Origin of the sequence: Trichocoleus sp. DQ-A3 (assembly GCF_039961975.1) — a bacterium.
Taxonomy (GTDB): domain Bacteria; phylum Cyanobacteriota; class Cyanobacteriia; order Cyanobacteriales; family FACHB-T130; genus FACHB-T130.
Window position 1 is genome coordinate 17,922 of the sequence record NZ_JAMPKC010000032.1, and the last position, 24,680, is coordinate 42,601.

The 24,680-nt window shown below is 46.0% G+C and carries 21 protein-coding genes; 14 read left to right on the plus strand and 7 right to left on the minus strand.

Annotated features, from left to right (window positions below; all coding sequences use genetic code 11):
* Positions 1-168: 168 nt before the first annotated feature.
* A complete protein-coding gene (locus tag NDI44_RS25460) occupies positions 169-537 on the minus strand; it encodes an aspartyl protease (protein WP_190412966.1) in 369 nt (122 codons plus the stop codon).
* Entirely contained in the window at positions 534-854 is a 321-nt protein-coding gene (locus NDI44_RS25465; RefSeq protein ID WP_190412967.1) for a hypothetical protein, read from the minus strand. Before NDI44_RS25465 ends, NDI44_RS25460 begins: the two co-directional genes overlap by 4 nt.
* A gap of 158 nt (positions 855-1,012) precedes the next feature.
* On the opposite strand from NDI44_RS25465, the gene NDI44_RS25470 reads away from it, so the two are divergent.
* Positions 1,013-1,498, plus strand: a complete 486-nt coding sequence (locus NDI44_RS25470) for a gluconokinase, GntK/IdnK-type (RefSeq protein WP_190412968.1) — start codon at positions 1,013-1,015, stop codon at positions 1,496-1,498.
* Between the two features lie 50 nt (positions 1,499-1,548).
* Here NDI44_RS25470 and NDI44_RS25475 read toward each other — a convergent pair whose 3' ends face one another.
* Positions 1,549-2,151, minus strand: coding sequence for a hypothetical protein (locus NDI44_RS25475; protein ID WP_242028977.1), 603 nt, complete (start codon positions 2,149-2,151; stop codon positions 1,549-1,551).
* Positions 2,152-2,340: 189 nt separating this feature from the next.
* Positions 2,341-3,120, minus strand: coding sequence for a fasciclin domain-containing protein (locus NDI44_RS25480; protein ID WP_190412969.1), 780 nt, complete (start codon positions 3,118-3,120; stop codon positions 2,341-2,343).
* Positions 3,121-3,818: 698 nt separating this feature from the next.
* Between NDI44_RS25480 and NDI44_RS25485 the strand changes: the two genes are divergently transcribed.
* The 5 genes from NDI44_RS25485 to NDI44_RS25505 all read left to right on the plus strand — a co-directional run bounded on the left by NDI44_RS25485 (position 3,819) and on the right by NDI44_RS25505 (position 9,765).
* Positions 3,819-4,088: a GlsB/YeaQ/YmgE family stress response membrane protein gene (locus NDI44_RS25485; RefSeq protein ID WP_190412970.1), complete on the plus strand. Its 270-nt coding sequence runs from the start codon at positions 3,819-3,821 to the stop codon at positions 4,086-4,088.
* 351 nt (positions 4,089-4,439) lie between these two features.
* Complete coding sequence (locus NDI44_RS25490; protein WP_190412971.1) at positions 4,440-5,240, plus strand: glutathione S-transferase family protein; 801 nt, start codon at positions 4,440-4,442, stop codon at positions 5,238-5,240.
* A 144-nt stretch (positions 5,241-5,384) separates the two neighbouring features.
* On the plus strand, positions 5,385-7,124 hold the full coding sequence (locus NDI44_RS25495) for an ATP-binding protein (protein WP_190412972.1): 1,740 nt from the start codon (positions 5,385-5,387) through the stop codon (positions 7,122-7,124).
* Between the two features lie 562 nt (positions 7,125-7,686).
* Positions 7,687-8,676, plus strand: coding sequence for an RNA polymerase sigma factor, RpoD/SigA family (locus NDI44_RS25500; protein WP_190412973.1), 990 nt, complete (start codon positions 7,687-7,689; stop codon positions 8,674-8,676).
* A 570-nt stretch (positions 8,677-9,246) separates the two neighbouring features.
* Positions 9,247-9,765: a hypothetical protein gene (locus NDI44_RS25505; protein WP_190412974.1), complete on the plus strand. Its 519-nt coding sequence runs from the start codon at positions 9,247-9,249 to the stop codon at positions 9,763-9,765.
* A gap of 143 nt (positions 9,766-9,908) precedes the next feature.
* On the opposite strand, the gene cobO is transcribed toward NDI44_RS25505, so the two are convergent.
* Positions 9,909-10,583 (minus strand): cob(I)yrinic acid a,c-diamide adenosyltransferase, encoded by a 675-nt coding sequence (cobO, locus tag NDI44_RS25510; RefSeq protein ID WP_190412975.1) that lies wholly within the window; start codon positions 10,581-10,583, stop codon positions 9,909-9,911.
* 207 nt (positions 10,584-10,790) lie between these two features.
* Here cobO and NDI44_RS25515 point away from each other — a divergent pair, with 207 nt between their 5' ends.
* Together NDI44_RS25515 and NDI44_RS25520 are read left to right on the plus strand one after the other, a co-directional pair.
* Positions 10,791-12,395, plus strand: a complete 1,605-nt coding sequence (locus tag NDI44_RS25515; protein WP_190412976.1) for an ATP-binding protein — start codon at positions 10,791-10,793, stop codon at positions 12,393-12,395.
* A gap of 212 nt (positions 12,396-12,607) precedes the next feature.
* Positions 12,608-13,699, plus strand: coding sequence for a response regulator (locus NDI44_RS25520; protein ID WP_190412977.1), 1,092 nt, complete (start codon positions 12,608-12,610; stop codon positions 13,697-13,699).
* A gap of 200 nt (positions 13,700-13,899) precedes the next feature.
* Here the strand turns inward: NDI44_RS25520 and NDI44_RS25525 are convergent, their stop codons facing one another.
* Positions 13,900-14,340, minus strand: a complete 441-nt coding sequence (locus NDI44_RS25525; protein WP_339380689.1) for a hypothetical protein — start codon at positions 14,338-14,340, stop codon at positions 13,900-13,902.
* A gap of 67 nt (positions 14,341-14,407) precedes the next feature.
* Between NDI44_RS25525 and NDI44_RS25530 the strand changes: the two genes are divergently transcribed.
* Positions 14,408-14,926: an O-acetyl-ADP-ribose deacetylase gene (locus NDI44_RS25530; protein ID WP_190412979.1), complete on the plus strand. Its 519-nt coding sequence runs from the start codon at positions 14,408-14,410 to the stop codon at positions 14,924-14,926.
* A 95-nt stretch (positions 14,927-15,021) separates the two neighbouring features.
* Here the strand turns inward: NDI44_RS25530 and NDI44_RS25535 are convergent, their stop codons facing one another.
* Positions 15,022-15,171 carry a hypothetical protein gene (locus NDI44_RS25535; RefSeq protein WP_190412980.1) on the minus strand — a complete coding sequence of 50 codons (150 nt, stop codon included), beginning with the start codon at positions 15,169-15,171 and terminating at the stop codon, positions 15,022-15,024.
* Positions 15,172-15,198: 27 nt separating this feature from the next.
* Between NDI44_RS25535 and speY the strand changes: the two genes are divergently transcribed.
* The 5 genes from speY (at position 15,199) to NDI44_RS25560 (ending at position 24,529) form a co-directional block, all read left to right on the plus strand.
* Entirely contained in the window at positions 15,199-16,392 is a 1,194-nt protein-coding gene (speY, locus tag NDI44_RS25540; protein ID WP_190412981.1) for a deoxyhypusine synthase, read from the plus strand.
* A gap of 355 nt (positions 16,393-16,747) precedes the next feature.
* Complete coding sequence (locus NDI44_RS25545; RefSeq protein ID WP_190412982.1) at positions 16,748-17,965, plus strand: response regulator; 1,218 nt, start codon at positions 16,748-16,750, stop codon at positions 17,963-17,965.
* A 29-nt stretch (positions 17,966-17,994) separates the two neighbouring features.
* Positions 17,995-18,360 (plus strand): response regulator, encoded by a 366-nt coding sequence (locus NDI44_RS25550; RefSeq protein WP_190412983.1) that lies wholly within the window; start codon positions 17,995-17,997, stop codon positions 18,358-18,360.
* A gap of 35 nt (positions 18,361-18,395) precedes the next feature.
* On the plus strand, positions 18,396-18,983 hold the full coding sequence (locus tag NDI44_RS25555; protein WP_190412984.1) for a chemotaxis protein CheW: 588 nt from the start codon (positions 18,396-18,398) through the stop codon (positions 18,981-18,983).
* Positions 18,984-19,105: 122 nt separating this feature from the next.
* Positions 19,106-24,529 carry a GAF domain-containing protein gene (locus NDI44_RS25560; protein ID WP_190412985.1) on the plus strand — a complete coding sequence of 1,808 codons (5,424 nt, stop codon included), beginning with the start codon at positions 19,106-19,108 and terminating at the stop codon, positions 24,527-24,529.
* Positions 24,530-24,680: the final 151 nt, after the last annotated feature.

A 24,680-nucleotide genomic window follows, 5' to 3' on the forward strand; every position in this document is an offset into this window, starting at 1 on the left:
CGCAGCGGTATTGCTTTTAGCAAATGGCTTCTTGTCACTGCAATTCTTCTCTGTTATCAGCCGAATTTAGTTGAAAATATTGTCGGGTGGTTGTGGGAAATGATGATGGAAGATTAGAGAAATCGCCGTTGTTTTTTATGAAGCGCTTGGAAGGCGATCGCTTTCTCCTTACTCTTCTCCTAACGTCAGCAAACCTGCTTTTCTATCTACTACTAACCGCCGATTTTCTAGCCAGGGTAAACCCAGTAAAACCTCGGTAATTTCTTCACCCCCTAAAACGGGAATAGTAAACTCTTTACCCTCCATAACAACAGTTCCTCGATAAAGATTAAACGTTGCTTCTCCCCTTGCTGTCTGCATTTGCTCTTTCTTGACAAATGACCATCCCAAACTCTCTACATCTTGGATATCCATTACCAACCAGTCAGTGAATCCGGTGTCTAGCAACGCATTCACTGTAACTAATGAACCATCATCCGCGATTAAGTCAATCTCAAAAAATAGCTCGCCCTTCTCGCCAAAATAGCCTTGGATCATATTTTGCCGCAAGTCCCGGTTTCATTCAGGCGCATTGCCATCAGCACTGCTGTAGGGTGCTTCTGCTTGGCTTTTTGGAAACTGACTTCTTCATCGGGGTCAATGAAATAGTCTCCGCTTTCTGGCTCAATATGTATGAACCAGTCGTAATGCTCCGCGACTAATTCCGGGTAAACTTGGTTAAAAATTTCCCGACATCGCTTGCCAAATGCTTCATCCTCAGCCTTGCGTTTTGCTATCTCTTCTGGAGAAAGCGGGGGGCGATCGGGAAAAATTCGGCTGCCACGCGGTACTCGTCTGTGGGTTTTCTGGGTCATGATTACCGTTCCGTAGTCGTGTAACTATTTAATAGTATATCTTTATGTAGGTGTGGCGATTTAATGGGCGCGATCGCTTAATTTCAATTATTTAAAATCGACAGGATTATGGAAGCGATCGCATTTTAAAATAACTGAAACGGATTAGTAATAAAAAAGTGATTATTCTCGTCATGGGCGTATCTGGTAGCGGCAAATCTACCGTCGCCCAGCTACTCGCACAAGAACTAAACTGGGATTTTAGCGACGCCGACTGCTTCCACACGAGCGCTAATATTGAAAAGATGAGTCGAGGCATTCCCCTCACCGATGCCGACCGAATGCCGTGGTTGCAGGCAATGCAACACGCCATCGACCAATGGCTACAGGAAGGTAAGAATCAGGTACTCGCGTGTTCTGCCTTAAAAGAATCCTATCGTCAGATGCTGTGGCGAGATCCCCAACAGATGCAACTTGTTTATCTCAAAGGGAGTTTCGAGGCGATCGCGCAGCGGCTGGAGGAGCGTCAAAGTCACTTTATGACCAAAACACTCCTGCAAAGCCAGTTTGACACCCTTGAGGAACCACAGAATGCCCTCTGGGTGGACGTTTCCGAGCCGCTGGACGTAATTGTGCAGCAGATTCGCAGGCGTCTAGAAATCTAAAGCGAGCGATCGCATATCATTTCAAATCCACTGTCTCGCCACAGGCAATCCTAAAATCTCAAACCCACACCACCCTGGACTGAAACAGCAGTACCACCGCCATCGCGGTAGGCATCAAAAGCAATAATCGCATTGCCAAAAAGAACAGCATTGCTGTTGGGAACGACGTAATCAATCCCCGGTTGAATCGCAAAACTGGTTTTATCCCCTACCGGCGAAGGCGTCCGATTCCCACTGCCAAAAGCAACGCCTGCACCCACATAGACATCTGTTTGCCAGTTAAGGGGGATATCATAGGAAATCGTTGGCACAACCGCTGGACTCGCCCCAATTAGCGCTTGTGCCCTTAAGGAAAGGGGAGCTTGCAGGAGTTTGTAGCGTACAGCAACCACCCCACCGATTTGGCGACCTTCTCCAAAATCATTATCATTAATCCCCACCGTAGCACCAACACCCACATAGCTGCCGTATGCTGCTTGAGCCGATGCTGGCTGACAAAAAGCAAACCCTATCTTACCGGAAGCCGAATCGGTTACGGGAAGCAAAAAGTAAAACGCAAAAAATAAAAAGTAAAAAAGGCTTTTTTTTACCTTTTTCCTGTCACCTTCTAAGGCGACTCCTTCTTGCAGAAATAAATCCTTGAAACGCTCCATTTCCCCACTCCTCAGCGCCCATGAAGCAAAATGCTCCATGTTTGTGTCGATTGTATTCTAATTTATCCTGAATTTCCTCAGTACCAAATTATTCATAGCCAGAGATAAAAAACACCGCCCCAAGCTTTCTCGGAACGGTGTTTATTCTTTTGAAACGTTAGCGTTACAAACGATGACTCTGTTTCACATCTACTTGGTCGGCATCGGTGGCATAATCACCTTGTCAATCGCATGAATGATGCCATTAGTGGCTTCGATGTTAGCCTGAGAGACATTGGCGTTGCCCACCATCACGCCATCGTTTCCAACCTTAACGGTGACTGGGCTGCCTTCAACTGTCGTCACTTCTCCAGATTTCAACTGGGAAGAACTCACTTTGCCGGGAATGACGTGGTAGGTCAAAATCTGAACCAGCATCGCTTTATTTTCTGGTTGCAGTAACTTTTCGACAGTGCCTTCGGGTAAAGCTGCAAATGCTGCATCAGTCGGTGCAAAAACCGTGAATGGTCCTTGTTGTTCGAGGGTTTCGGTCAAACCTGCGGCTTCCAAAGCAGCAGTCAGAATTTTGAATGAACCATTTTGGGCAGCAAGCGCAACCAAATTGCTACTTGAGGGCATCGTCCCTTGTGTAGCAGCCGGGTCAGGACCTTCGCCGGGGGCTGGCATCATCCCTTCTGTGGCAGGGGGCTGAGTGCTGTTGCTGGGGGATTGCATCATCCGGTCGGTAGAAGACGGCTTCGGCTGAGCGCCTTGGCTAGGGATAGCGGTAGGGGATGGTACAGTTCTTGGGGTTGACTGAGCGCTGCGATCGCGATTGTAGGGCGGCTTGCTGAAAACGTCTGATTGAAGAATTTCAGGGTTGGGATTCACCTGGGCACCAGCTGGCAGACCCATAAGGGTACTAGCACCGATAACTCCCATCAGGCTAGCCAGTTGTTTAATCAAACTGTTGCGTTTTTGATTGGTCATTGCTAAGGGTTTCCCTAAAAACTTAGACTTAGTTAAGTTCACATTTTGTTACATATGTTTACCTCTGCCTAAAGTGTGAGTTCCTCTGCGAACCGATGGGGAAACCGGGACAACACAGGGGGATTGAACAATCTAAGTAGCTAAATAGGCGAAAAGGTGCAACTTATTTCTTATTAAGAATGTCAGCGTTAGCTTTCTTCGTGGCGGCTTGTTAAGAGTTAGAGGTTGCAAGGCGGCTGGTATGCTCTTCAGACTAAAAGGAGAATTTTGTTGCGATCGCGCCTACGTTTACCTACGCTCATCTAGGCAGAAACCATTCCTGTCTCGGAGCGATTCCGACTTTTCTCCCTCCTGCCTACTTTCTGTTAGGGGAGTAAAAAGTTCGCGCGTCTGACTAAATAAAGCTTTGTTCTCCGCTTTGCTGAGGCTAGCACCGCCCTCTCCACTGGGCGAGTTGAGTCATGATTGCCGTTTCTGGCTTCAACCGCCCTCAGTCAGCCAAAATTTATTGCAATCCGGTTAATTAACTGGAAATACTACTTCTTTATATATAAACAAACTTAAGCAATAGCTTCATTATCTATGCCTTTTGATTATACCCTCTGATAGAGGTGGACAATTAAGCCAGCTTGTTATTCTAATAACAACAAAAAGATAACAACATCAACAAAAAACATTAATAAGAACGGAGCAAAAAAATGGGAATTATTGCTTGGATTGTTTTAGGTCTGATTGCAGGTGCGATTGCTAAAGCCATTTATCCCGGTCATCAAGGTGGCGGTATTCTCGCCACAATGGTATTAGGTATTTTAGGTGCCCTGGTTGGTGGTTATTTAGGACAAGTTTTACTGGGGTCATCGGGAGGCGCAGCCTACGGAGCGTTGACAGTACCGAGTATTGCTTTTGCTGTTCTAGGTGCAATGGTTCTGCTATTCCTGTGGGGCTTGTTAACTCGCCAGAGAGCTTAATTAAGGGTTCCCTTTTATTACCATCTAGCATTTAGAAAGCACCCCAGCTTAGCCTGGGGTATTTTTATTGGATCTATTTTGTGTTACAGCCGTCGTTATTTGGCTGCATTTAACAAAGCCGATTCGCTCATTTTTTATTAAAAAAATAAAGCCATTTGAACTCAACTTTTAATTTGGCAAAGTTGTAATTTTTCAAGCTGTATTTTTTATAAGCAAAAATAAGTAATTTAATAAGTACATCTGCCCAAAAACAATAATTTTTGCTTTTAGTTCCACCGATGCAAATAATAACAATAGTAGGCTAAAAGCGTTAGATTAACAGTGTTACTTAAAAATAGAAGGAGATAAAAAATGCTGGAGTTGTACCAATTTGAGCTATCCCACTACTCCGAAAAAGTGCGACTGCTGCTGGATTATAAAGGTCTGCCCTACCGCAAAATTGAGGTAACACCAGGAGTGGGACAGGTAGAATTGTTCCGGATGTCTGGTCAACGACAGGTACCTGTCCTGAAGGATGGCAACACAGTAATTGCTGATTCGACAGCGATCGCTAAGTACCTCGATAAGCAATATCCCGACCGACCCCTAATCCCCGTTGACCCGAAACAAAAGGGACTGTGCTTACTGATTGAAGCCTGGGCAGATGAATCTATCGGTCTCAAAAGTCGTAAGGTGTTGTTTGGGGCACTCAGCCAAAATCAGAGCTTCCGCACCTCGATTTTACCCAGCAACACGCCAGATGCTCTCAAGACTCTCGTGGGGGCACTGCCTGGTGAAGTGCTGAATCTCCTGGGTCTTGGCGTCGGATACGGCCCCGATGCCGTACAAGCGGCGACAGAGGATCTTCAGCAAGACCTAGAGAGCCTATCCCTGCTACTATTGGAAAGCCCTTACTTAGTCGGCGACTATCCAACCTTGGCAGATTTTGCCGTCGCTGGGCTGAGTATGCTGATTAAATTTCCCTCTGGCCCCTATCTTGACCTTCCCGAAACCCTTAGAGGCAAAGGAATCCCTGGTTTGGCTGACCGTAGCGCTTACGAGACATTTTTCAACTGGCGCGATCGCCTTTATGCCGATTATCGCAAACCCCTAAGTGCCAACACAACCGCCGGAGCCACAGGCTCAACGCCAACATCAATTGAGATAGATTAGGAAATCCATTTTAGATTTTAGATTTTGGATTGGTTGAAAAATCCAAAATCTAAGATTGAGCGAATAGTTAGGCTCCGAGAATTAGGGTAAACTTTGGATGCCTAAGTGTTCTGAAGCAACACTAAAAAGACTCCAGAAGCGATTATGGAAATGCCATTAGGGTCGGTAATTCAAGGCTCCCTCAGTCAGGGACTAGAAGTAAGACTACATCCCGATATTTCTGTAGAGGATATGCGGGTTGGCAAATTTCTGGTAGTCAAAGGTGCCCGTTCAGACTTCTTCTGTATGCTCACAGACGTTTCGCTGGGCACCTCCAGTCAGCGAATTGTTGCCAATCCTCCCAGTCCAGAGGACACTTTTTTGCAAGCGGTTTTAGCAGGGAGTGGCACCTATGGCACCATCAATCTGACGCCGATGTTAATGCTGACACGAGAAGCAACAAAGTCAGTAGGCGCTTATGTGGTGGGTGCCGAAAATCCTAACTCCAACGGCAAATCCAACGGTGCAACTCTGGGATCGTTTCAACTACAAAGCAGTGCTGATACTGAGATGGAGTTGATGCCCGTTAAGACAATTCCCAGTCATTTCAGCCAGGTTTATGATGCGACGGAACGCGATTTTCGCGCCGTCTTTGGCTGGGAAGATGACCCCACTCGGTGCAACTTCGCCATCGGTCAACCTTTAGATATGGATGTGCCCGTATGTCTAGATTTACACCGATTCGTGGAACGCAGCAATGGCGTCTTCGGAAAATCTGGCACCGGCAAATCCTTTCTCACCCGCTTACTCTTATCTGGCATCATCCGCAGACAAGCAGCGGTCAATTTAATTTTTGATATGCACTCGGAATATGGCTGGGAAGCTGTCCGCGAAGGCAAACACTTCAGCACTGTCAAAGGCTTGCGACAGCTATTCCCAGGACAGGTGCAAATTTACACCCTTGACCCCCAATCTACCAAGCGGCGGGGGGTGCGTGACTCTCAGGAACTGTACCTCAGCTACGACCAAATCGAAGTCCAAGACATCATGCTGGTGCGGAATGAGTTAGGTCTTTCCGAAGCAGCTTTGGACAATGCCAATATTCTGCACGCCGAGTTTGGCAACTCCTGGATTGTCCAACTGTTGAATATGACCAACGAGGAAATCCAGCTGTTCTGCGAGGAGAAGAAGGGTCATAAGGGTTCAATTATGGCGTTGCAGCGCAAGCTGATGCGCCTGGAAAATCTCAAATATCTGCGAACTGCCTGTCCCCACAACTACGTCAATCAAATTTTGCAATGCCTTGATGCAGGTCAGCACGTGGTGATTGAGTTTGGTTCTCAGTCAGATATGCTCTCCTATATGCTGGTGACGAATATGATCACCCGCCGCATTCACAAAGCTTATGTAAGTAAGTCTGAATTGTTTTTGCAGACCAAAAACCCCATCGATCGTCCTCAGCAGCTAGTCATTACGATAGAAGAAGCCCACCGCTTCCTTGACTCCGCCATCGTGCAAAGTACCATTTTCGGTACGATTGCCCGCGAGATGCGAAAATACTTTGTCACCCTTCTGGTGGTAGATCAGCGTCCCTCTGGAATTGATAATGAGGTGATGTCCCAGATTGGCACCCGCATCACTGCTTTGCTAAACGATGACAAAGACATCGACGCCATTTTTACTGGCGTCTCTGGCGGCATGAGTCTGCGTTCCGTTCTAGCAAAATTGGATTCCAAGCAACAAGCTTTAATTTTGGGTCACGCGGTTCCAATGCCTGTGGTGGTGCGGACTCGTCCTTACGATGAAACGTTCTACAGAGAAATTGGCGATACTTGCTGGGAAGAGATGCCAGACGATGAAGTGTTCGCTGCGGCTGAAGCCGCTAAAGCTGATATTGGTTTTTGATCGTGGTTTTTAATTCGTAGTCAATAGTCCAATGACTATTGACTACGGACTTCTAGGCAAAAATAGTTCGGTTATCCCACAAGGACTAGAGTACCCGTTGAAGGGTTTTCCGTGGATGATTATATGTATAGGACACAGATAGGACGCTTTTAGCTAATGATTTTCCGGGTGGTACTCAAGGGTTAACAGGAATTTGCCAGAGCAGCAAGTTTAACCCAATCGGATGAACCTTTCAACCTGGAGCGTCGTCTATCATTAGTGATACGATAGAAATGTAAAACAAACTCATACCGACTTTGACTTTTTAGCCTTGATTACTTATCAGGAGTGGCTAAATGGGGGTGATACCAGCTCTTTAAGGCATCCCCCAGCCGAAAGGTTTGACGATTAGCTTTTTGTGTGTTATGTTTGCCTATTCAATTGGGTAGGCGATCTTTACAACTTTTGCAGGATGTGTTCCACTAATTGACCTAGCTACTCTCATTGTAAGAGCTGGCAATCTCCCGCTAAGGTCAACCCCTGCTACAGAATTGTTGCTTGTTTACGGAGTCACCACTCACTCATGCCCACTGCCAACACCCTAAAAAAGACGACTAAACAACCCACGTTTACGGCTGATATGGTTCGCACCTATCTGCATGAGATTGGGCGCGTGCCCCTGCTGACCCACGAACAAGAGATTGTCTTCGGCAAGCAGGTGCAGCAAATGATGGCGCTGCTGGAGGCGAAGGAGACCTTGGCTGAGACATTGCAGCGAGAACCAACTCATCAAGAGTGGGCAGACCATGTTAGCTTGAGTGAACCCGAACTTGACCGGATAATCAAACTGGGAACGCGGGCAAAGCGCAAGATGATAGAAGCTAACTTGCGTCTAGTGGTCGCGATCGCGAAGAAGTACCAGAAGCGTAACATGGAATTCCTGGATTTGATTCAGGAAGGTACTCTCGGCTTGGAACGCGGCGTCGAGAAATTTGACCCGATGCGCGGTTACAAGTTTTCGACCTACGCCTACTGGTGGATTCGCCAAGCGATTACTCGCGCGATCGCTCAACAAGCCCGTGCGATTCGTTTGCCCATCCACATCACCGAAAAGCTTAATAAAATTAAGCGGGTGCAACGGGAACTAGCTCAGACGCTTGGTCGCAGTGCTACCCCCGGTGAAATCGCTAAGGCGCTGGACTTAGAACCCGCGTTGATCCGCGAGTACTTGAATATCGCCCGTCAACCGATTTCTCTGGATGTGCGCGTTGGCGATAACCAGGATACCGAACTGCAAGACCTTCTGGAAGACGAAGGCCCAACCCCTGACCATTATATGACCCAGGAGTCGCTGCGGCAAGACCTAGACGATCTTCTGGCAGAACTAACCCCACAGCAGCGGGAAGTGCTAACTCTGCGCTTTGGCTTGGAAGATGGTAACGAGCTATCTCTAGCAAAAGTCGGCGAACGCCTAAGCCTCAGCCGCGAACGGGTACGCCAGCTAGAACACCAAGCCCTCGCCCATCTGCGCCGTCGTCAGGCGAATGTCCGCGAGTATATCGCTGCTAGTTAATTGTAAAGGCGGGATCGACCCGCTATGCTCCTGCCTCCCACATCATCCTATAGCGATCGCTCCTAAAACCCGTCCTTACAGCTAAGTAAGGGCGGGTTTTTCAGTCATTTCAATCCCCGCTTTTAGCCCCTGTCGAGTAGATCTGTCTACCTGTTGAAGTTTTTTGTAGACATCTAAAATCTGTTACTGCTCTTTTTTTATATTTTTGTAAAGTTTCGTAAAGCAGTTCGGGAACTCGAACGGGTGCCAGTGAAGTCATCCACAGTTAAGGAACAAGTACTACAGACAAGCCCACACTGACCCGATTTGGGAAAGCTCATAAAACGGGTGAATAAAGTGAGTATAAATACGCATTTTGATTTTAGAAGGCAATTTAATAACCGGGAATCAAAGATGAATGCGTTGCTTGTCTTAACAAAAAAAACTCCTTTCGGATGACCTACGGTTCATTCAAATGGGTGAAGCTTTACACCTAAGGAATTAGGTACTTTGTAATTAGATGCTTGAGGGTGTCTGCTCGTAATTGCTAGGGGGGAAAAAACGGTGCTTAACAAGTTTTATCAGCAATTTATGTCTCGGCTTCCGCTTGAAGTACCTGCCCTAGGATTACTTCTAACGATGAGCTTCGCAACCAGCACAGTTGCATTGCAAGCACCAACATCCTTTAGTAAGACGGGAATCGTTGGCACAAATTCCGTTTCCCTTGCACAAATGCCAGCATCAGACACTTCAGTGGCTGACGGTATTTATTTGTATGGTAGCTCCCAAAAGACAGAAGAGATTGGTCAAGAATATATAGTATTTGAGGCGCGTCAGGGAAAGGTAAGGGGTGCGTTTTATATGCCTTCCTCAGAATATAGTTGTTTTTCCGGCAAGGTTGGGGCACAGCAAATCAATCTAACCGTTCAAGATCCCTACGACAGTACAACATATTCTCACTCAATTGCCCTCAGCGAAGCCCCCCCAGTCGCCTCTGCCGATAGTCGGTTGCCCATTGAAGATAGTTTACGGCTCCAGGGGTATCACCCAATTAACAAAATTAGCGCTAACGACCAGCAAATCTTGAACGCTTGTAAAGTTAACTTCTAACTAGAAGTAAGCTTTGGCGGTGCAAATCAAGGTAGTTGTCAGTAGTTTGTTGCTACTAACCCATGACTAATCACCAGAAAAACAATTAGCTCCTCCAAAAACCCGTTTTCTTGAAGAAAACGGGTTTCTTTATTTTTTGAACTTCAAAACTCGATTCCTGGCTGCGCTTTGACGCCCTGTTCCCGGAACGGATGCTTAACGAGGGTCATTTCCGTTACCAAGTCGGCTCGTTCAATTAGGGCTGCTGGGGCACCTCTGCCGGTGAGAATAACGTGAGAATCCGCAGGCTTTTCCTCCAACCCAGCTAGCACTTCCTCAACGCTCAAATAGCCGAGTTTTAAAGCTACGTTGATTTCATCCAACAGCACTAGCTTAAATTCAGGATTGCGGATAAAGCTGAGTCCAGTTTCCCAAGCCTGATGCGCTTTCTGGATATCTCGCTGTTGGTCTTGAGTTTCCCAAGTGAAGCCTTCTCCCATCGCGTGGAACTCTAGCTGACCTTCCCAGCGACCGAGGACAGCTTTCTCAGCGGGTTCCCAGGCTCCTTTAATGAATTGTACGATCCCGACTCGATAGCCGTGACCAAGCGATCGCATTACCATTCCCAAAGCAGCAGTGGTTTTTCCCTTGCCATTGCCTGTATTAACAATAATTAAGCCTTTCTCTTGAGAAGCCTTGGCCACCCGCTGCTCTTGAACTTCCTTGCGCCGCTGCATCTTGCGCTGGTATTGTTCTGGAGTTAGTGATGATGTTTCTGTCTCCAGTAAGTCAGCAGATTCTAAATTTTTATTTAAATCAGTCGGGGTAGGAGTTGTCATCAAGTCTGCCTAGAAAAAACTTTCACACCTATTAAAATAGCCCCAAAGGGATATGCATCAGGATAAGCCATCGGCAATTCCTTCTAATTGCAGGGAATCGCTCCCAGTCATCACTTCAAGACAGAGGGCATAACCCCCCTTCCATTTTGCCTATAGATTCAGCAACACTGATTTCAGTATAAATTTACTTACCTTCTTTTAAGATTTATGTCTTTAACCTTATCAATCTCTTCTGAACAAGGTGCAGAGCAACTTAATCTGAATTTGGAGTCTACATTGCAGGGATTAACCCTGTATGAGGCTTGCATTGAATACAACCACACAGCCGCAGAGGTTCTCAGGCTTTTCGAGGAAAAACCGCTACTACCGGGTTTAATCCTCATGGATAAAAACCAACTAGTCGGGATGATCAGTCGCAGGCGTTTTTTTGAATATCTGAGCCGTCGTTACAGCTTGGAGTTACTGTCGAAACGAAGTTTGCGATCGCTCTATCAATTTAACCATACCGAAATTCTAGTTTTTCCCAGTTATACTTCCATTACCGCAGCGGTGCGGGAGTCTTTGAAGCGCTCGCCTGAATTGATCTATGAACCAATCATCGTACAAACAGCACCCGGAATTTATAAATTGTTAGACGTGCATCAACTTCTGCTGGCTCAGTCAGAGGTGCATGAAATTACAATGGCAGCCTATAAGCAAATGGGATTGGCGCTGCAACAGGCAAAAAACCAACTTTTAGCCGTCTTAGATGCCGTGCCTGGATTTGTCTCCTGGATTAGCTCGGATTTACAATACCTGGGCGTCAACCAGCATTTAGCTGCATCCTTTAACTTGTCTTCAGAGGAATTTGTCGGTCAGGAACTTAGCTGTTTTGACAGTAGCCCCAACTTTAGTGAATTTGTGGAGCAATTCTTTGCTTCCCCGACGAAAACAACTTCTCAGGAAGTGACCGCAGAAGTTGACGGCAATATCAAAAATTATCTTATGGTGGCGCAGAAATACAACCAAGATCAAGCGGCTGTCACAGTAGGAATTGATATTACCAAACGAAAGCAATTAGAAGAAGAACTGCGAGCATCGCTTGAGCGAGAAAAAGAACTCGGCGACCTAAAATCCCGCTTTATCTCCATGACTTCCCACGAATTCCGCACTCCCCTGAGTACGATCCTCTCTTCTGCCGAATTATTGGAACATTACAGTAACAATTGGTCTGAAGAGAAAAAACTCATCCACCTGCATCGCATTCAAATCGCTGTTAAGCACATGATTGGACTGCTTGATGATGTATTAATCATTGGTAAAGCCGAAGCCGGACAGTCGGACTTCAAACCTGAACCGCTGCATCTGGAAGAATTTTGTATTGAATTAGTGAAAGAATTGCAACTGAATGAGGGCAATTCCCGTGCAATTAACTTGATTAATCATTGCAAATCTACCTCCTTTAGTCTAGATGAAAAATTGCTGCGACATATTCTTAGCAATCTCCTTTCAAACGCGATAAAATATTCGCCTGAAGGGAGTCCAGTCAGATTTGAAATTACCCAACAAAAAGATGCAATCGTCTTCCAAATTGAAGACAAAGGAATTGGGATTCCTCTGCAAGAGCGTCAGTGCTTATTTGAAGCATTTCATCGATCCGCGAATGTCGGCAACATCCCTGGAACTGGTTTAGGATTAGCAATCGTTAAGAAGTGTGTGGATCTTCACGGGGGTGAGATTACCGTTAAGAGTAAAGTGGGTGTGGGCACTAAATTTAAAGTAAGACTACCCCTGAAGAGTGCTGTAGAGGCAAGGTCTACCCGCCCGTGCTAAGGTAAGCTTTCTTGCAAGATAAAGTCTAAAGTCTTTATTTAAAAGGAAAGTTTGGGTGTATAGAAGAAAGTGCCCCGAACATACTCAAACCTTATTAAAGCTGCTCGGTTGTTGTGCATTGAATTTGGACAATCCTAGCGAACATCTTGTTTGCAGTCCTGGGAGCTGACATTTTTAATTTTTAATTGCTTACCTGCTAGGCGATCGCTGATATGGCAAAGATTCTGGTAATTGAAGATGAAATATCTATCAGAGAGAACATTCTGGAGTTGTTAGAAGCAGAGGGATTTGACGCTATTGCAGCCGAAAATGGTCAAATAGGGTTGCAGTTAGCTCAAGCAGAAATCCCCGATTTAATTCTCTCCGATGCGCTAATGCCGGAACTCGACGGTTATGGCGTTCTGAAGGCACTTCGCTCTAACCCTGTCACGGCAACGATTCCCTTTATCTTTCTCACTGCTAAAGCAGCGAAAACCGATTGGCGTCAAGGGATGGAATTGGGTGCAGACGACTACCTCACCAAGCCATTTACGAGAGCGGAATTACTGGGAGCGATCGCAGCGAGGATGGAAAAACAGGCGGCGATTGAGCGACATTCGCAAAAAAAACTCGATGATTTACGCAGCAATATCTCTTTCTCCCTCCCTCACGAACTCCATACTCCCCTCAATGGCATTTTGTGTTGTTCGCAAATGTTAATTGATGAAGCCGACTCCCTAGAACCGCAAGAAATTCTAGAAATGGCAGTCGATATTCGTACCTCTGCGGAACGTTTATCTAAGTTAGTCCAGAATTTTTTACTCTTCGCTCAATTAGAGCTAATCGGAACCGATCCGCTTCAGATAGCGGATCTTAGACAAAACAGCCGAACTGATTCAGCGAAGAGCGCGATCGCAGAAGCGGCGATTAAAAAAGCCAAGCAAGTTTGCCGGGAAATGGATTTGGAATTAGACCTCCAAGAAGCTGCCGTCTTAATTTCAGAGCCAAAATTGCGAAAAATTGTGGAAGAACTAATCGATAATGCCTGTAAATTTTCGTCTCCCAACACCGCAATTCGCGTTGCCACTCGATGTAAAAATAGCACTTTTGTACTGTCCGTGAGCAACTTCGGACAGGGGATGACACCAGAGCAAATTGCGACAATTGGAGCCTATATGCGATTTGAGCGCAAACTCGCTTCACAGCAAGGCTCTGGTTTGGGCTTGCTCATTGCTAAACGCCTAGCCGAACTACACGCTGGCGAATTATCAATTGAGAGTATTCCCACTCAAAAAACCATTGTGCGTGTTGCCCTGCCTATGTGAACGAATTTAAAACTATGTGCAATTTGTAGCACAACTATTATCAGTAAATAGATATAAATAAACTGCTAAATTAAATCTCTCCCCTTGCTGAGGAGAAATCAAAGTTTTGATTTTACATATCTAATTGAGAGCCGATCGCTAATCGCCCATAACTATTAACAATTAGCCACGAGCGATTAGCCATTAGCGATTATCTGGTCTTAATTCAACCACGGAAACTGGCTGGAAGTAGCATCGGGTTCTTCAACTAAATGAGCCATATCGCCCTGATAGTTCTCGTTAATGAAAACCGCTTTACTCTTCAAATGTTCGGGTACATAGCGGAGGTTTACAGGGATACCATGCGCCAGCAGAAATTCTGCCAGATGATCGGGATGAATGTACAAACCTTCTGCATGAAGCCGTTGCAACATTTCCTCAAAGTTAGACCAATGATTATGGTGCTGGCTCTGAGATGCTGATTGAACTCTAAGTGGATTGCGAGAGGAAAGATTGCTTGCCATCTTGTCATATTGACTGGACTGAGACAAAATCCTTCTCTGGATTAAAGCCACGAGAATGACCTTTTTCCAGTTTACAAAAATTTGAGATTTATCGAATTGTGGCGATCGCTTTTGCGATCCCCGCAGGGAGCTTTGCAACACCCCTATGATGGCAATTATGACTCAGCCGGTCTTGGTCAGTTTTTTGTGCTAAGGGAAAAATCCCATGATTTTAGGCAAAATTGCAATCGTTCAAGGCGATATAACTCAGCAAAAGGTAGATGCGATCGTCAACGCAGCGAATACCTCCTTACTCGGTGGTGGCGGCGTCGATGGGGCGATTCACCGCGCCGCTGGACCAGAATTGTTGTCAGAATGTCGCCAGTTGAAGGGCTGTGCCACGGGTGAAGCAAAGATTACAAAAGGTTACAATCTCCCCGCCAAGTGGGTAATTCACACAGTTGGTCCAATTTGGCGAGGGGGCGATCGCCAGGAAGATGAGCTGCTAGCTAGATGTTATCGCAATTCTCTGGCTTTGGCGGAGCAATACGAGATACGCAGCATTGCCTTCCCAGCTATTAGCACGGGTGTCTATGGGTTCCCGATAGAACGCGCCACTAGAATTGCTGTAACTGAAGTGAAGAAGTTTCTGGAGCGCACTACCTCGATAGAGCAGACGATTTTCGTTTGCTTTGGGGATACTGCCTATAATTCTTACTCGGCTGCGATAAAAGAAATTATTTAAGACAAGGTAGCGCTCGCCTGAAAAAATCCTAAGTGCTGTAAGGGCAAAAAGACCCCACCGATACTGAGTAGAATTCAATCAGATAAGGGATGGCGCTAGAGCGATCGCTGCTTACCCGACAAAATTATCTGCGTGAGGATGCAACGAGTGCGATCGCTCTCGCTCTCATTTATCTTTTCCCCACACTTATATTTTTCCTGCTCCAGTTGGGTTTCTGACTCGCTTTTGCTGGTTATAGTTGACAATGCGGTTCATTCTTTTAAAAGTAAAAAATGTCACAACTGCCCGGTAACAAAATCGCACCCGCCCCCATGCCGACAGCAATTAATGTTGTCGATCTAATTGATGGTTACTTCAGCGCCTACAACTCAGCGCGTCTGCGGGAAATGTGTCACTTGCTCAGCCGAGAGGTCATGCGTGAGGGCGTCACCGTCGGAGTCAGTCTATCAGGCGCGATGACCCCCGCTGGGATGGGTGTGGGAATTTTGGCTCCCCTGATTCGCCACGGTTTTATTGACTGGATGATCAGCACGGGTGCCAATCTTTACCACGATATGCATTTCGGGCTGGGTTTCGACCTTTACGCAGGGAATCCGTTTGCAGATGATGTGAAACTGCGCGAAGAAGGCACCATTCGCATTTATGACATTATCTTTGGCTACGATGTGCTGCTGGAAACTGATGCCTTCATCCGAAAGATTTTGCAAGCAGAACCGTTCCAAAAGCGGATGGGAACTGCTGAATTTCACTACCTGCTTGGAAAGTATGTTCGGGAAGTGGAAAAGCAGTTAGGAGTGAAAAATTCCTGCTTATTGGCGACAGCTTATGAATGTGGTGTGCCTATTTATACTTCTTCGCCGGGGGATAGTTCGATTGGGATGAACGTAGCAGCATTGTCCTTGGAAGGCTCAAACTTAGTGCTAGATCCAGCCATTGATGTGAATGAGACAGCTGCGATCGCCTACTGCGCTCGTGAAACCGGCAACCCAGACGTAGAAGGCAAAAGCGCCGCCGTGATTATTGGCGGTGGTAGTCCCAAAAACTTCCTGCTGCAAACTCAACCGCAACTTCACGAAGTGTTGGGATTAGAGGAACGAGGTCACGATTACTTCGTACAAGTCACCGATGCGCGTCCTGATACCGGCGGACTCTCTGGTGCAACACCCAGCGAAGCCGTTAGCTGGGGCAAGATTGACCCCGAAGAGTTACCTAGCACCATTGTCTGTTACACCGACAGCACAATTGCCCTACCTCTCATCGCCGCCTACGTGATGAACCAATGTCAGCCCCGCCCCCTGAAGCGCTTGTACGATCGTCGAGAAGAGATGTTCTCAAAATTGCGGACGGACTATCAAGCAGCAAAAACCCAGCCTTCCGATGAAATTCCTGCCGCTGTTGTCGAAAATGCTTCTGAACAACCTGTAGCAACTTATCCCTGCGGCAGGCTAATTCCTAATACCCAATAGCAGGCTGCTTTTGGATCAAATCCCCCAAGTTGCATCAACCTGGGGGATTTTTTATTCCGTTTTATGCTCAATAAACTATCTTAATTGTTTACTCAACTAAGACTCAGTTTACTATTATCAAAGCGAAATCAAATTGTTTGCTCGTATCTTAATAAAAATTATTAAAATAGGGGGTTTTCGTAAATTTACGGAACGCCTAAAATTCTAAAAATATTTCAGTAAAATTACTGAGACTTGTTATTTCTATATAGTGCTATTAATTAAATTAATAGGCTTTTTTATCAGAAATATTTATAAATGTAAACTCTGGTTTTCGCTAAAGTCAAGCGAACTTTGCAAGAAGGAATCAAGAATTATGACCGCCCAACCTATGACGATTACTGCTTTTGCTAGCAAGCTGACTACTTTGAAGGAAGCTCGCTTTAGTGGGCGGCTGTTCCTGAAAGGTACTTTGGGGCGAGAGTGGATTCTTTACTTCTACCTGGGTCGGATTTTGTACGCAACTGGAGGAACTCATCCAGTTAGAAGGTGGCAAAGACATTTAGGAATAAATTGTTCTAATGTTAGTCCGAATCAACTTAGTTTACAAACTGATATTTCTGAAACTTCTTCCGATCTTAGCAAAAACTGTCGAGAATATTATTTGTTATGTTTATGGCTGAAGCAGCAAAAAATTACCCGTGAACAAGTTGTAAAAATAATTCAAGGCATTGTTCTTGAATTATTGTTTGACATTACTCAAGAAGTACCAAAAGCATTACAAATCAAGCAAGAAAATGCCTTAGCCCCCCAGTTGTTATTGATTGATGCCGAACAAGCGATCGCGAAAACTCAAGAAATTTGGCAAGCCTGGAAAATCGCTAAAATTTCTGATGTGCTTCCCAATCGAGCGCCATCGATCAAGCAACCAGAACAACTCCAACAAAAAACATCGCCTACCGTTTATAAATCTCTGACATTGTTATTAGATGGGCAAAGAACCTTACGAGATATTGCAGTTCAAACTAAGCGCAATGTTGCGGAAGTAACCCGCTCTCTATTGCCTTACCTTGAAACTGGATTAGTAGAGTTAAATGATATTCCTGATTTAGCAAATCCGGTTTCCCCGACTTCTTCAGAATTAACTGCTAAAAATCCTCCGACTTCTTCAGGCAAAACACCCGCTCAAGCGGCAACTCGAAAACCACTCATTGCTTGTGTGGATGATAGCCCGTTGGTTTGCAAAAATATGGAAAAGATTCTTACGTCAGCCGGGTATCAATTTTTGGCAGTACCAGATTCGATGCGAGCGATCGCTACTTTATTAAACCGCAAACCTCATATCATCTTTTTAGACTTGGTAATGCCCAATACGAACGGCTATGAAATTTGTACCCAATTGCGTAAAGTTTCTGCTTTCCGAGATACCCCAATTATTATTTTGACAGGAAATGACGGTATCATTGACCGAGTCCGAGCTAAGGTTGTCGGAGCTTCAGATTTCATGGGGAAACCAGTCGATGCAGAAAAGGTGCTAGCGATAACCAACAAGTACCTCAAGCACCTCAAAAACAGTTCCCTCGTGGTCAGTTGATTTTTGTTTTTCCTAGGAGCCTTAATACAATGCATACTGCTTTAATCGTTGAAGATACCCTAACTGAAAGGGAAACTTTTGCTAGCTGCTTGCGACGAGGTGGGTTAAATGTTTTAACAGCCAATACTGGAGAAGAAGCCTTAGAAAAAATCAGTAGCCATAAACCTGATGTGATCATTTTAGACGTTGTATTGCCCGGTCGTAGCGGCTTTGAACTCTGCCGCGAACTCAAAGCAGATGCAGAAACCAGCAAAATTCCAGTCGTGATGTGTTCCACCAAAAGCACTGATATGGATAAATTTTGGGGCATGAAACAAGGAGCAGATGCCTACATTCCAAAACCAGTCGATCAAGAGGAACTACTGCGTACTGTTAATCAATTAATTAAAGGTTAGGAAAAATCTTCGTCAGCACCGTCAAGAGACAAGCAATGGAATCTGAATTTTTGTCTGGAAACAAAGCTTTAATTCAACAACTTGAAATCCCAACCGCAGAACATAAAGCAGTCGTGGAAGAGCAATTTTTGCGGTTTCATCTTTTTCCTGACATTACCGCACTATTCCCCATGCACCAAATGACAGAGGTGCTGACAATTCCAGTTAGTCAGATTGTCCCCATTCCTCATATGCCAGCTTGGGTGATGGGAGTTTATAACTGGCGCGGTGAGATTTTATGGATTGCGGATCTCGGTCATTTGGTAGGGCTGACTCCCTTATACTTACAGGCAATTAACCGATCAACCTACACAGTCATTGTGATTCATGGGGAACAGCAAATCCTTGGGAAACAGCGAACTGGTAGCCAAATCACAGGAAAAAAGATGCTGGGATTGGTAGTGAATCGAGTCGAAGACATCGAAAGCTGCGATCCAGATTTAATTCAATCTCCTCCACAATCATCTGTCACCCCGGAATTGGTGCCATTTTTACGGGGATATTGGCTGAAATCAAATGGTGAAATACTGGTGGTTCTAGAGGGAGAATCCATCATGGCTGGAATGCCTAAGCCAGAAGTTTGAATGGCTGTTTGAATATCCAGATGTCTTTCTTTGGGTCTGGAATTTCAATTTTTTAACCTCTATCTGTATCCCTTAATCAACTCAACTCGCCACACTCATCTACCTTTAGCAAAGTTTAAACTATGAAGACGCCTTCCGATCCTCAATCAGATACAACAAAAGCCAATATTAAGCGTCGTCTCCGGGGTCGCAAGACAGGTGTTAGCCATCAACCCCCTCCTCTTAAGCTCATTCCGAACCAACAAGATTTAAACGGATCTCAAAATCTTGAACAAAAGGTAGAGAACAAGGGAAAAGAGCAGCTAGAGCAAACAGAGCAAGACCAGCTTAACCCGCCGTCTCCACAACTGAATCTATCTAAAAGTCCCACGCTCCGCAGCCAATTGTTGAGGACAATCTTACCTGTGGTACTAGCACCGCTAGCGATCGCAGGTATCGTGAGCTGGGGGATGACGAATTATCAAGCATCTGGGCGCACCGAGACGAAATTATGGAATGACGCGATGCTATCCTCCAACTTGGCTGGCGTAAAGGTCAAGGATGCTTTGATTTCGTCGTCTTTGACAGAAAATTCCTTAACTATTGATGTTGCGCGTGCTGCTAACTTTGACGAACTAGCGGTGCCGTTGGAGCATGTGGGACTGAGTAACACTGAAAAAATTCAGATTTTGGCTCCGGCAAGCAAAGCCGTTATTAGTACCATTACATCTAACGGAGCGATCGCGCAGAAAGAAGTGTTGGGTGGCGATGCGGTTTTACAAACAGCCACCGCTCTGTTAGCCGAACTAGAAGTACAAAAGGCTAATTTTGGGGAAAACGCTCCCCTTGGGAAAAAGCCAAGCTACGTTGCCACGACAGGTCAACTCCAGGGACTTACCATTATCCCTTACGTTCACCAAGAGGGACAATTAGTTCTGAGTACTTCATTCGATCGGGACGGCAGAAAGTATAGCCTTGCCGCAGTTCCAGGCATCGATTTGGTCAGTGTCACCTCAATTGAGCTTTCGGAAATTGCTGCGGCTGGAAATGAGCATGGACTAATTTTTGTCCTAATTTTTCTTTCCTTGGGAGCCGTAGGTGCAGGCATTGTGGTGAGTTTAGCACGTCGCTGGTCTGCTCCTTTGAAAGAATTGACGGGTACATCAGAGCAGGTTGCTGCTGGAAATTTGGATGCCTACGTTGAACCTCGCGGGACTACTGAAACCCAAACTCTAGCTGTCAGCTTCAATAACTTGGTGGCACGAGTTAAAGACTTATTAAGCAAGCAAGAAGTTGAAGGCAAGCGATTACAACTGTGTGCCGATATTGCTACCAGTGCCAGAGAATCTCTCGATATCCATGAAGTATTCAAGAAAGCAGTTCAAGGCACGCAACAAATCCTGAATGCAGAACGAGTATTCATCTATCGCTTCAATCCAGACTGGAGTGGCTATGTTGTTGCCGAAGCCGTAGCGCCCGGATTGCCGACCTGCATGAAAATCAAGGTAGCTGATACCTACTTCACCTCTTCCAAGGTGGGAGTAGAACTCTATCGGAAGGGCCGCGTTTTTGTCATTGATGACATCTATAAAGCCAATCTCACACCTTGCCACATTGAGTTGTACGAGCGATTAAAAATCAAAGCCAATGTAATTACCCCGCTGATTAGCGGCGACAAACTACTCGGCTTGATGTGTACGCAGCAGTGTTCTAATCCTCGGACTTGGCAGCAGTCTGAAGTCGATTTCTGTACCCAGGTGTCCACTCAATTAGGGCTAGCCATAGATCGGATTGGCTATTTGCAAAAGCGGGAAGTTGAAGCTAAACAACAAGAAGTTGAAGCCAAGCGATTACAGTTGTGTGCCGATATCGCCACCAGCGCTAGAGAATCGTTAGATGTCAAAGAAATTTTCGAGAAAGCCGTTCAAGGAACTCAACAAATCCTCAAAGCAGAACGGGTGTTTTTGTATCGCTTCAATCCAGACTGGAGTGGAGATATCGTCGCGGAATCTATTGCTCCAGGTTGGCCTTCCTGCTTAAAAATGACCGTCACGGATACCTACTTCACCGACTCTCCCGCAGGGGTAGAACGATACCGCAATGGTCGCGTGTTTGTCATCAATGACATCTACAAAGCCAATCTTACGGGTTGCCACATTGAGTTGTATGAGCGATTAAAAATCAAAGCCAATGTGATTACCCCGATTGTCAGCGGTGATAAACTATTAGGTTTGCTATGTACGCAGCAGTGTTCAAATGCTCGGAATTGGCAGCAGTATGAAGTCGATTTTTGTTCGCAGTTGTCTACTCAAGTCGGCTTAGCTCTAGACCGAATCAGTTTCTTAGAACAGAAGGAAGCTGAAGCAAAACAGCAAGAAGTTGAAGCTAAGCGCATTCAACTGTGTGCCGATATTGCTACTAGCGCTCGTGAATCTCTCGATGTCAAGGAAGTATTTGAAAAAGCCGTTGTTGGCGCTCAACAAATCCTGAATGCGGAACGGGTGTTTTTATATCGCTTCAACCCAGATTGGAGTGGGGATGTAGTTGCTGAATCAGTAATGCCGGGTTGGCCTTCCTGTCTAAAAATGACTGTTACCGATACTTACTTCACCGACTCGAATGTGGGGGTAGAAAGATATCGCAATGGTCGAGTATTTGTCATTAATGATATTTATCAATCTGGTTTGACTTATTGCCACGTTGAGTTGTATGAGCGATTAAGAATTAGAGCCAATGTGATTACCCCGATTGTCAGCGGTGATAAACTATTAGGCTTGCTGTGTACGCAACAGTGTTCTACTCCTCGGAATTGGCAGCAGTATGAAGTAGACTTTTGCTCGCAGTTATCTACTCAAGTCGGCTTAGCTCTAGACCGAATCAGTTTCCTAGAACAGAAAGAAACTGAAGCAAAACAGCAAGAAGTTGAAGCTAAGCGCATTCAACTGTGTGCTGATATTGCTACTAGCGCTCGTGAGTTGCTAGATGTCAAGGAAGTATTTGAAAAAGCCGTTGTTGGCGCTCAACAAATCCTGAATGCAGAACGAGTGTTTTTGTATCGCTTTAACTCGGATTGGAGTGGAGATGTTGTTGCGGAAGCGGTGACAACTGGCTTACCTTCGTGCCTGAAAATGACCGTGACCGATACTTACTTCACCGACTCGAATGTGGGTGTAGAAAAGTATCGCAAGGGTCGCGTATTTGTCATTAATGACATCTATCAAGCCAATCTTACAGGTTGTCACATTGAGCTGTACGAGCGATTAAAAATCAAAGCCAATGTAATCACCCCGATTGTCAGCGGTGACAAACTATTAGGCTTGATGTGTACGCAGCAGTGTTCTACTCCTCGGACTTGGCAGCAGTATGAAGTAGATTTTTGCTCGCAGTTATCTACTCAAATCGGCTTAGCTTTAGACCGAATCAGTTTCCTCAAACAGAAGGAAGCGGAAGCCAAACAGCGAGAAGTCGAAGCCAATTTGACACAATTGTTTGCAGATATTGCCAACAGCGCTCGTGAATCTCTCGATGTCAAAGAGGTTTTCGAGAAAGCAGTGATTGGCGCTCAACAAATCCTGAATGCGGAACGGGTGTTTTTGTATCGCTTTAACCCGGACTGGAGTGGGAATGTAGTTGCGGAAGCGGTGACGCCCGGATTACCGACCTGCATGAACATGAAAGTAGCAGATACCTATTTCACCGACTCAGAGGCGGGGGTAGAGTTGTACCGCAAAGGTCGCGTGTTTGTTATCGATGACATTTATCAAGCGAATCTCGCCCCTTGTCACGTTGAGTTGTACGAGCGATTAAAAATCAAAGCCAATGTGATCACCCCGATTGTTAGCGGTGACAAACTACTGGGCTTAATGTGTACCCAGCAGTGTTCAACCCCTCGGACTTGGCAGCAGTCTGAAGTCGCTATCTGCACGCAGTTGTCCACTCAAGTTGGTTTGGCGATAGACCGCATCAGCTATCTGGAACAGAAAGAAGCTCAAGCCACGCGATCGCAACTTTTGTCGATGATTACCCTCCGCATTCGGGAATCTCTGAAGCTGGAAGACATTCTGAATACAGCGGTCGAAGAGGTGCGACGCGCATTTAAAACAGATCGCTTAATCGTCTATCGCTTCGATGCGAACTGGGATGGGACGGTAATTGCAGAATCTGTAGCGACGGGTTGGATGCCCACTCAAGGAGTCAAAGTTGAAGATACCTGCTTGAAAGAGACGCAGGGGGGAAGCTACAACAAAGGGCGCATTCGTGCCATTGAGGATATTTATCAAGCGGGTCTGAACGAGTGTCACATTAAAATGTTGGAGCGCTTTCAAGTCAAAGCCAACTTGGTCGTGCCCATCGTAGTAGATAACGAGCTATTCGGCTTGATGATTGCTCATCAATGTTCGGGGACTCGCATTTGGCAGAAGGGTGAAATCGATTTGTTCACCCAGTTGACAACTCAAGTGGGTATTGCCCTCAACCAAGCGACGCTGCTGGAACAGATTCAAACTTTGCTGGCGGCGCAAGAGGAAGCGACCCGCCAACAATCTGCAAATGCCGAACAGCAAAGGTCAGCCAAGGAAGCCCTGCAAAAACGAGCGCTGGAACTGCTGCTGGAAGTCGATCCTGTCAGTAAAGGAGACCTCACCATTCGGGCGCAGGTGACTGAGGATGAAATTGGCACGATTGCTGACTCCTACAATGCCACGATCGGTAGCTTACGGAAAATTGTTAGCCAGGTGCAAACCGCCGCCAAACAAGTGGCAGCAACCACCAGCAGCAATGAAGTCTCTGTTCAAGAGCTATCGGCAGAAGCTTTACGGCAATCAGAGGAAATTTTAGCTGCTCTGGATCGAATTCAGGAAATGTCCACCTCGATTCGAGCGGTTGCTGCCAATGCCGAACAAGCGGAAGCTGCGGTTCAACAAGCGACGCAGATTGTGAAGGAGGGTGACGCTGCCATGAACCGCACGGTGGACGGGATTCTAGCGATTCGGGAAACTGTCGCAGAAACCTCTAAAAAAGTCAAGCGTTTGGGCGAATCTTCGCAAAAGATTTCCAAAGTGGTGAACCTAATTGGCACCTTTGCCGCTCAAACGAACTTGTTGGCGCTCAATGCTTCAATTGAGGCGGCACGCGCTGGGGAAGAGGGTCGAGGCTTCGCCGTCGTTGCGGATGAAGTGCGATCGCTAGCGCGGCAATCGGCGGCAGCAACGGCGGAAATCGAAAAGCTGGTTGCAGGCATTCAAGCAGAAACTAATGAGGTGGTAGCGGCGATGGAAGCGGGCACTGAGCAGGTCGTTACAGGGACGAAACTGGTGGATGAAACCCGCCAAAGCCTGAACAAAATTACGACTGCCAGCGCCCAGATCAGCGCCTTGGTGGAAGCGATCGCCCAAGCGGCTGTCGTGCAATCCAAAGCTTCCGATGCAGTCACCAAAACCATGACCGACGTAGCAGCGATCGCCACCAAAACCTCAACGGGAGCCACCGATGTATCGGCATCCTTTAAGGAATTGCTAGCGTTGGCGCAAGAACTGCAAGCAAACGTGGGTCGATTTAAAGTTAGCTAATGGGTAATTGGTAATGGGTAATTGGTAATGGGTAATTGGTAATGGGTAATTGGTAATGGGTAATTGGTAATGGGTAATTGGTAGGGAGAAGAATCCAGCCAATTATTAATTACTAAACCCCTTTTCCCCAATTATCAATTATCAATTCCCA

What these genes read in the sequence shown, in the direction of transcription:
- NDI44_RS25460 (WP_190412966.1), bottom strand. Translation starts at nt 537, where the DNA reads ATGATCCAAGGCTATTTTGGCGAGAAGGGCGAGCTATTTTTTGAGATT.
- NDI44_RS25465 (WP_190412967.1), bottom strand. Translation starts at nt 854, where the DNA reads ATGACCCAGAAAACCCACAGACGAGTACCGCGTGGCAGCCGAATTTTT.
- NDI44_RS25475 (WP_242028977.1), bottom strand. Translation starts at nt 2,151, where the DNA reads ATGGAGCGTTTCAAGGATTTATTTCTGCAAGAAGGAGTCGCCTTAGAA.
- NDI44_RS25480 (WP_190412969.1), bottom strand. Translation starts at nt 3,120, where the DNA reads ATGACCAATCAAAAACGCAACAGTTTGATTAAACAACTGGCTAGCCTG.
- NDI44_RS25485 (WP_190412970.1), top strand. Translation starts at nt 3,819, where the DNA reads ATGGGAATTATTGCTTGGATTGTTTTAGGTCTGATTGCAGGTGCGATT.
- NDI44_RS25490 (WP_190412971.1), top strand. Translation starts at nt 4,440, where the DNA reads ATGCTGGAGTTGTACCAATTTGAGCTATCCCACTACTCCGAAAAAGTG.
- NDI44_RS25495 (WP_190412972.1), top strand. Translation starts at nt 5,385, where the DNA reads ATGGAAATGCCATTAGGGTCGGTAATTCAAGGCTCCCTCAGTCAGGGA.
- NDI44_RS25500 (WP_190412973.1), top strand. Translation starts at nt 7,687, where the DNA reads ATGCCCACTGCCAACACCCTAAAAAAGACGACTAAACAACCCACGTTT.
- NDI44_RS25505 (WP_190412974.1), top strand. Translation starts at nt 9,247, where the DNA reads ATGTCTCGGCTTCCGCTTGAAGTACCTGCCCTAGGATTACTTCTAACG.
- cobO (WP_190412975.1), bottom strand. Translation starts at nt 10,583, where the DNA reads ATGACAACTCCTACCCCGACTGATTTAAATAAAAATTTAGAATCTGCT.
- NDI44_RS25515 (WP_190412976.1), top strand. Translation starts at nt 10,791, where the DNA reads ATGTCTTTAACCTTATCAATCTCTTCTGAACAAGGTGCAGAGCAACTT.
- NDI44_RS25520 (WP_190412977.1), top strand. Translation starts at nt 12,608, where the DNA reads ATGGCAAAGATTCTGGTAATTGAAGATGAAATATCTATCAGAGAGAAC.
- NDI44_RS25530 (WP_190412979.1), top strand. Translation starts at nt 14,408, where the DNA reads ATGATTTTAGGCAAAATTGCAATCGTTCAAGGCGATATAACTCAGCAA.
- speY (WP_190412981.1), top strand. Translation starts at nt 15,199, where the DNA reads ATGTCACAACTGCCCGGTAACAAAATCGCACCCGCCCCCATGCCGACA.
- NDI44_RS25545 (WP_190412982.1), top strand. Translation starts at nt 16,748, where the DNA reads ATGACCGCCCAACCTATGACGATTACTGCTTTTGCTAGCAAGCTGACT.
- NDI44_RS25550 (WP_190412983.1), top strand. Translation starts at nt 17,995, where the DNA reads ATGCATACTGCTTTAATCGTTGAAGATACCCTAACTGAAAGGGAAACT.
- NDI44_RS25555 (WP_190412984.1), top strand. Translation starts at nt 18,396, where the DNA reads ATGGAATCTGAATTTTTGTCTGGAAACAAAGCTTTAATTCAACAACTT.
- NDI44_RS25560 (WP_190412985.1), top strand. Translation starts at nt 19,106, where the DNA reads ATGAAGACGCCTTCCGATCCTCAATCAGATACAACAAAAGCCAATATT.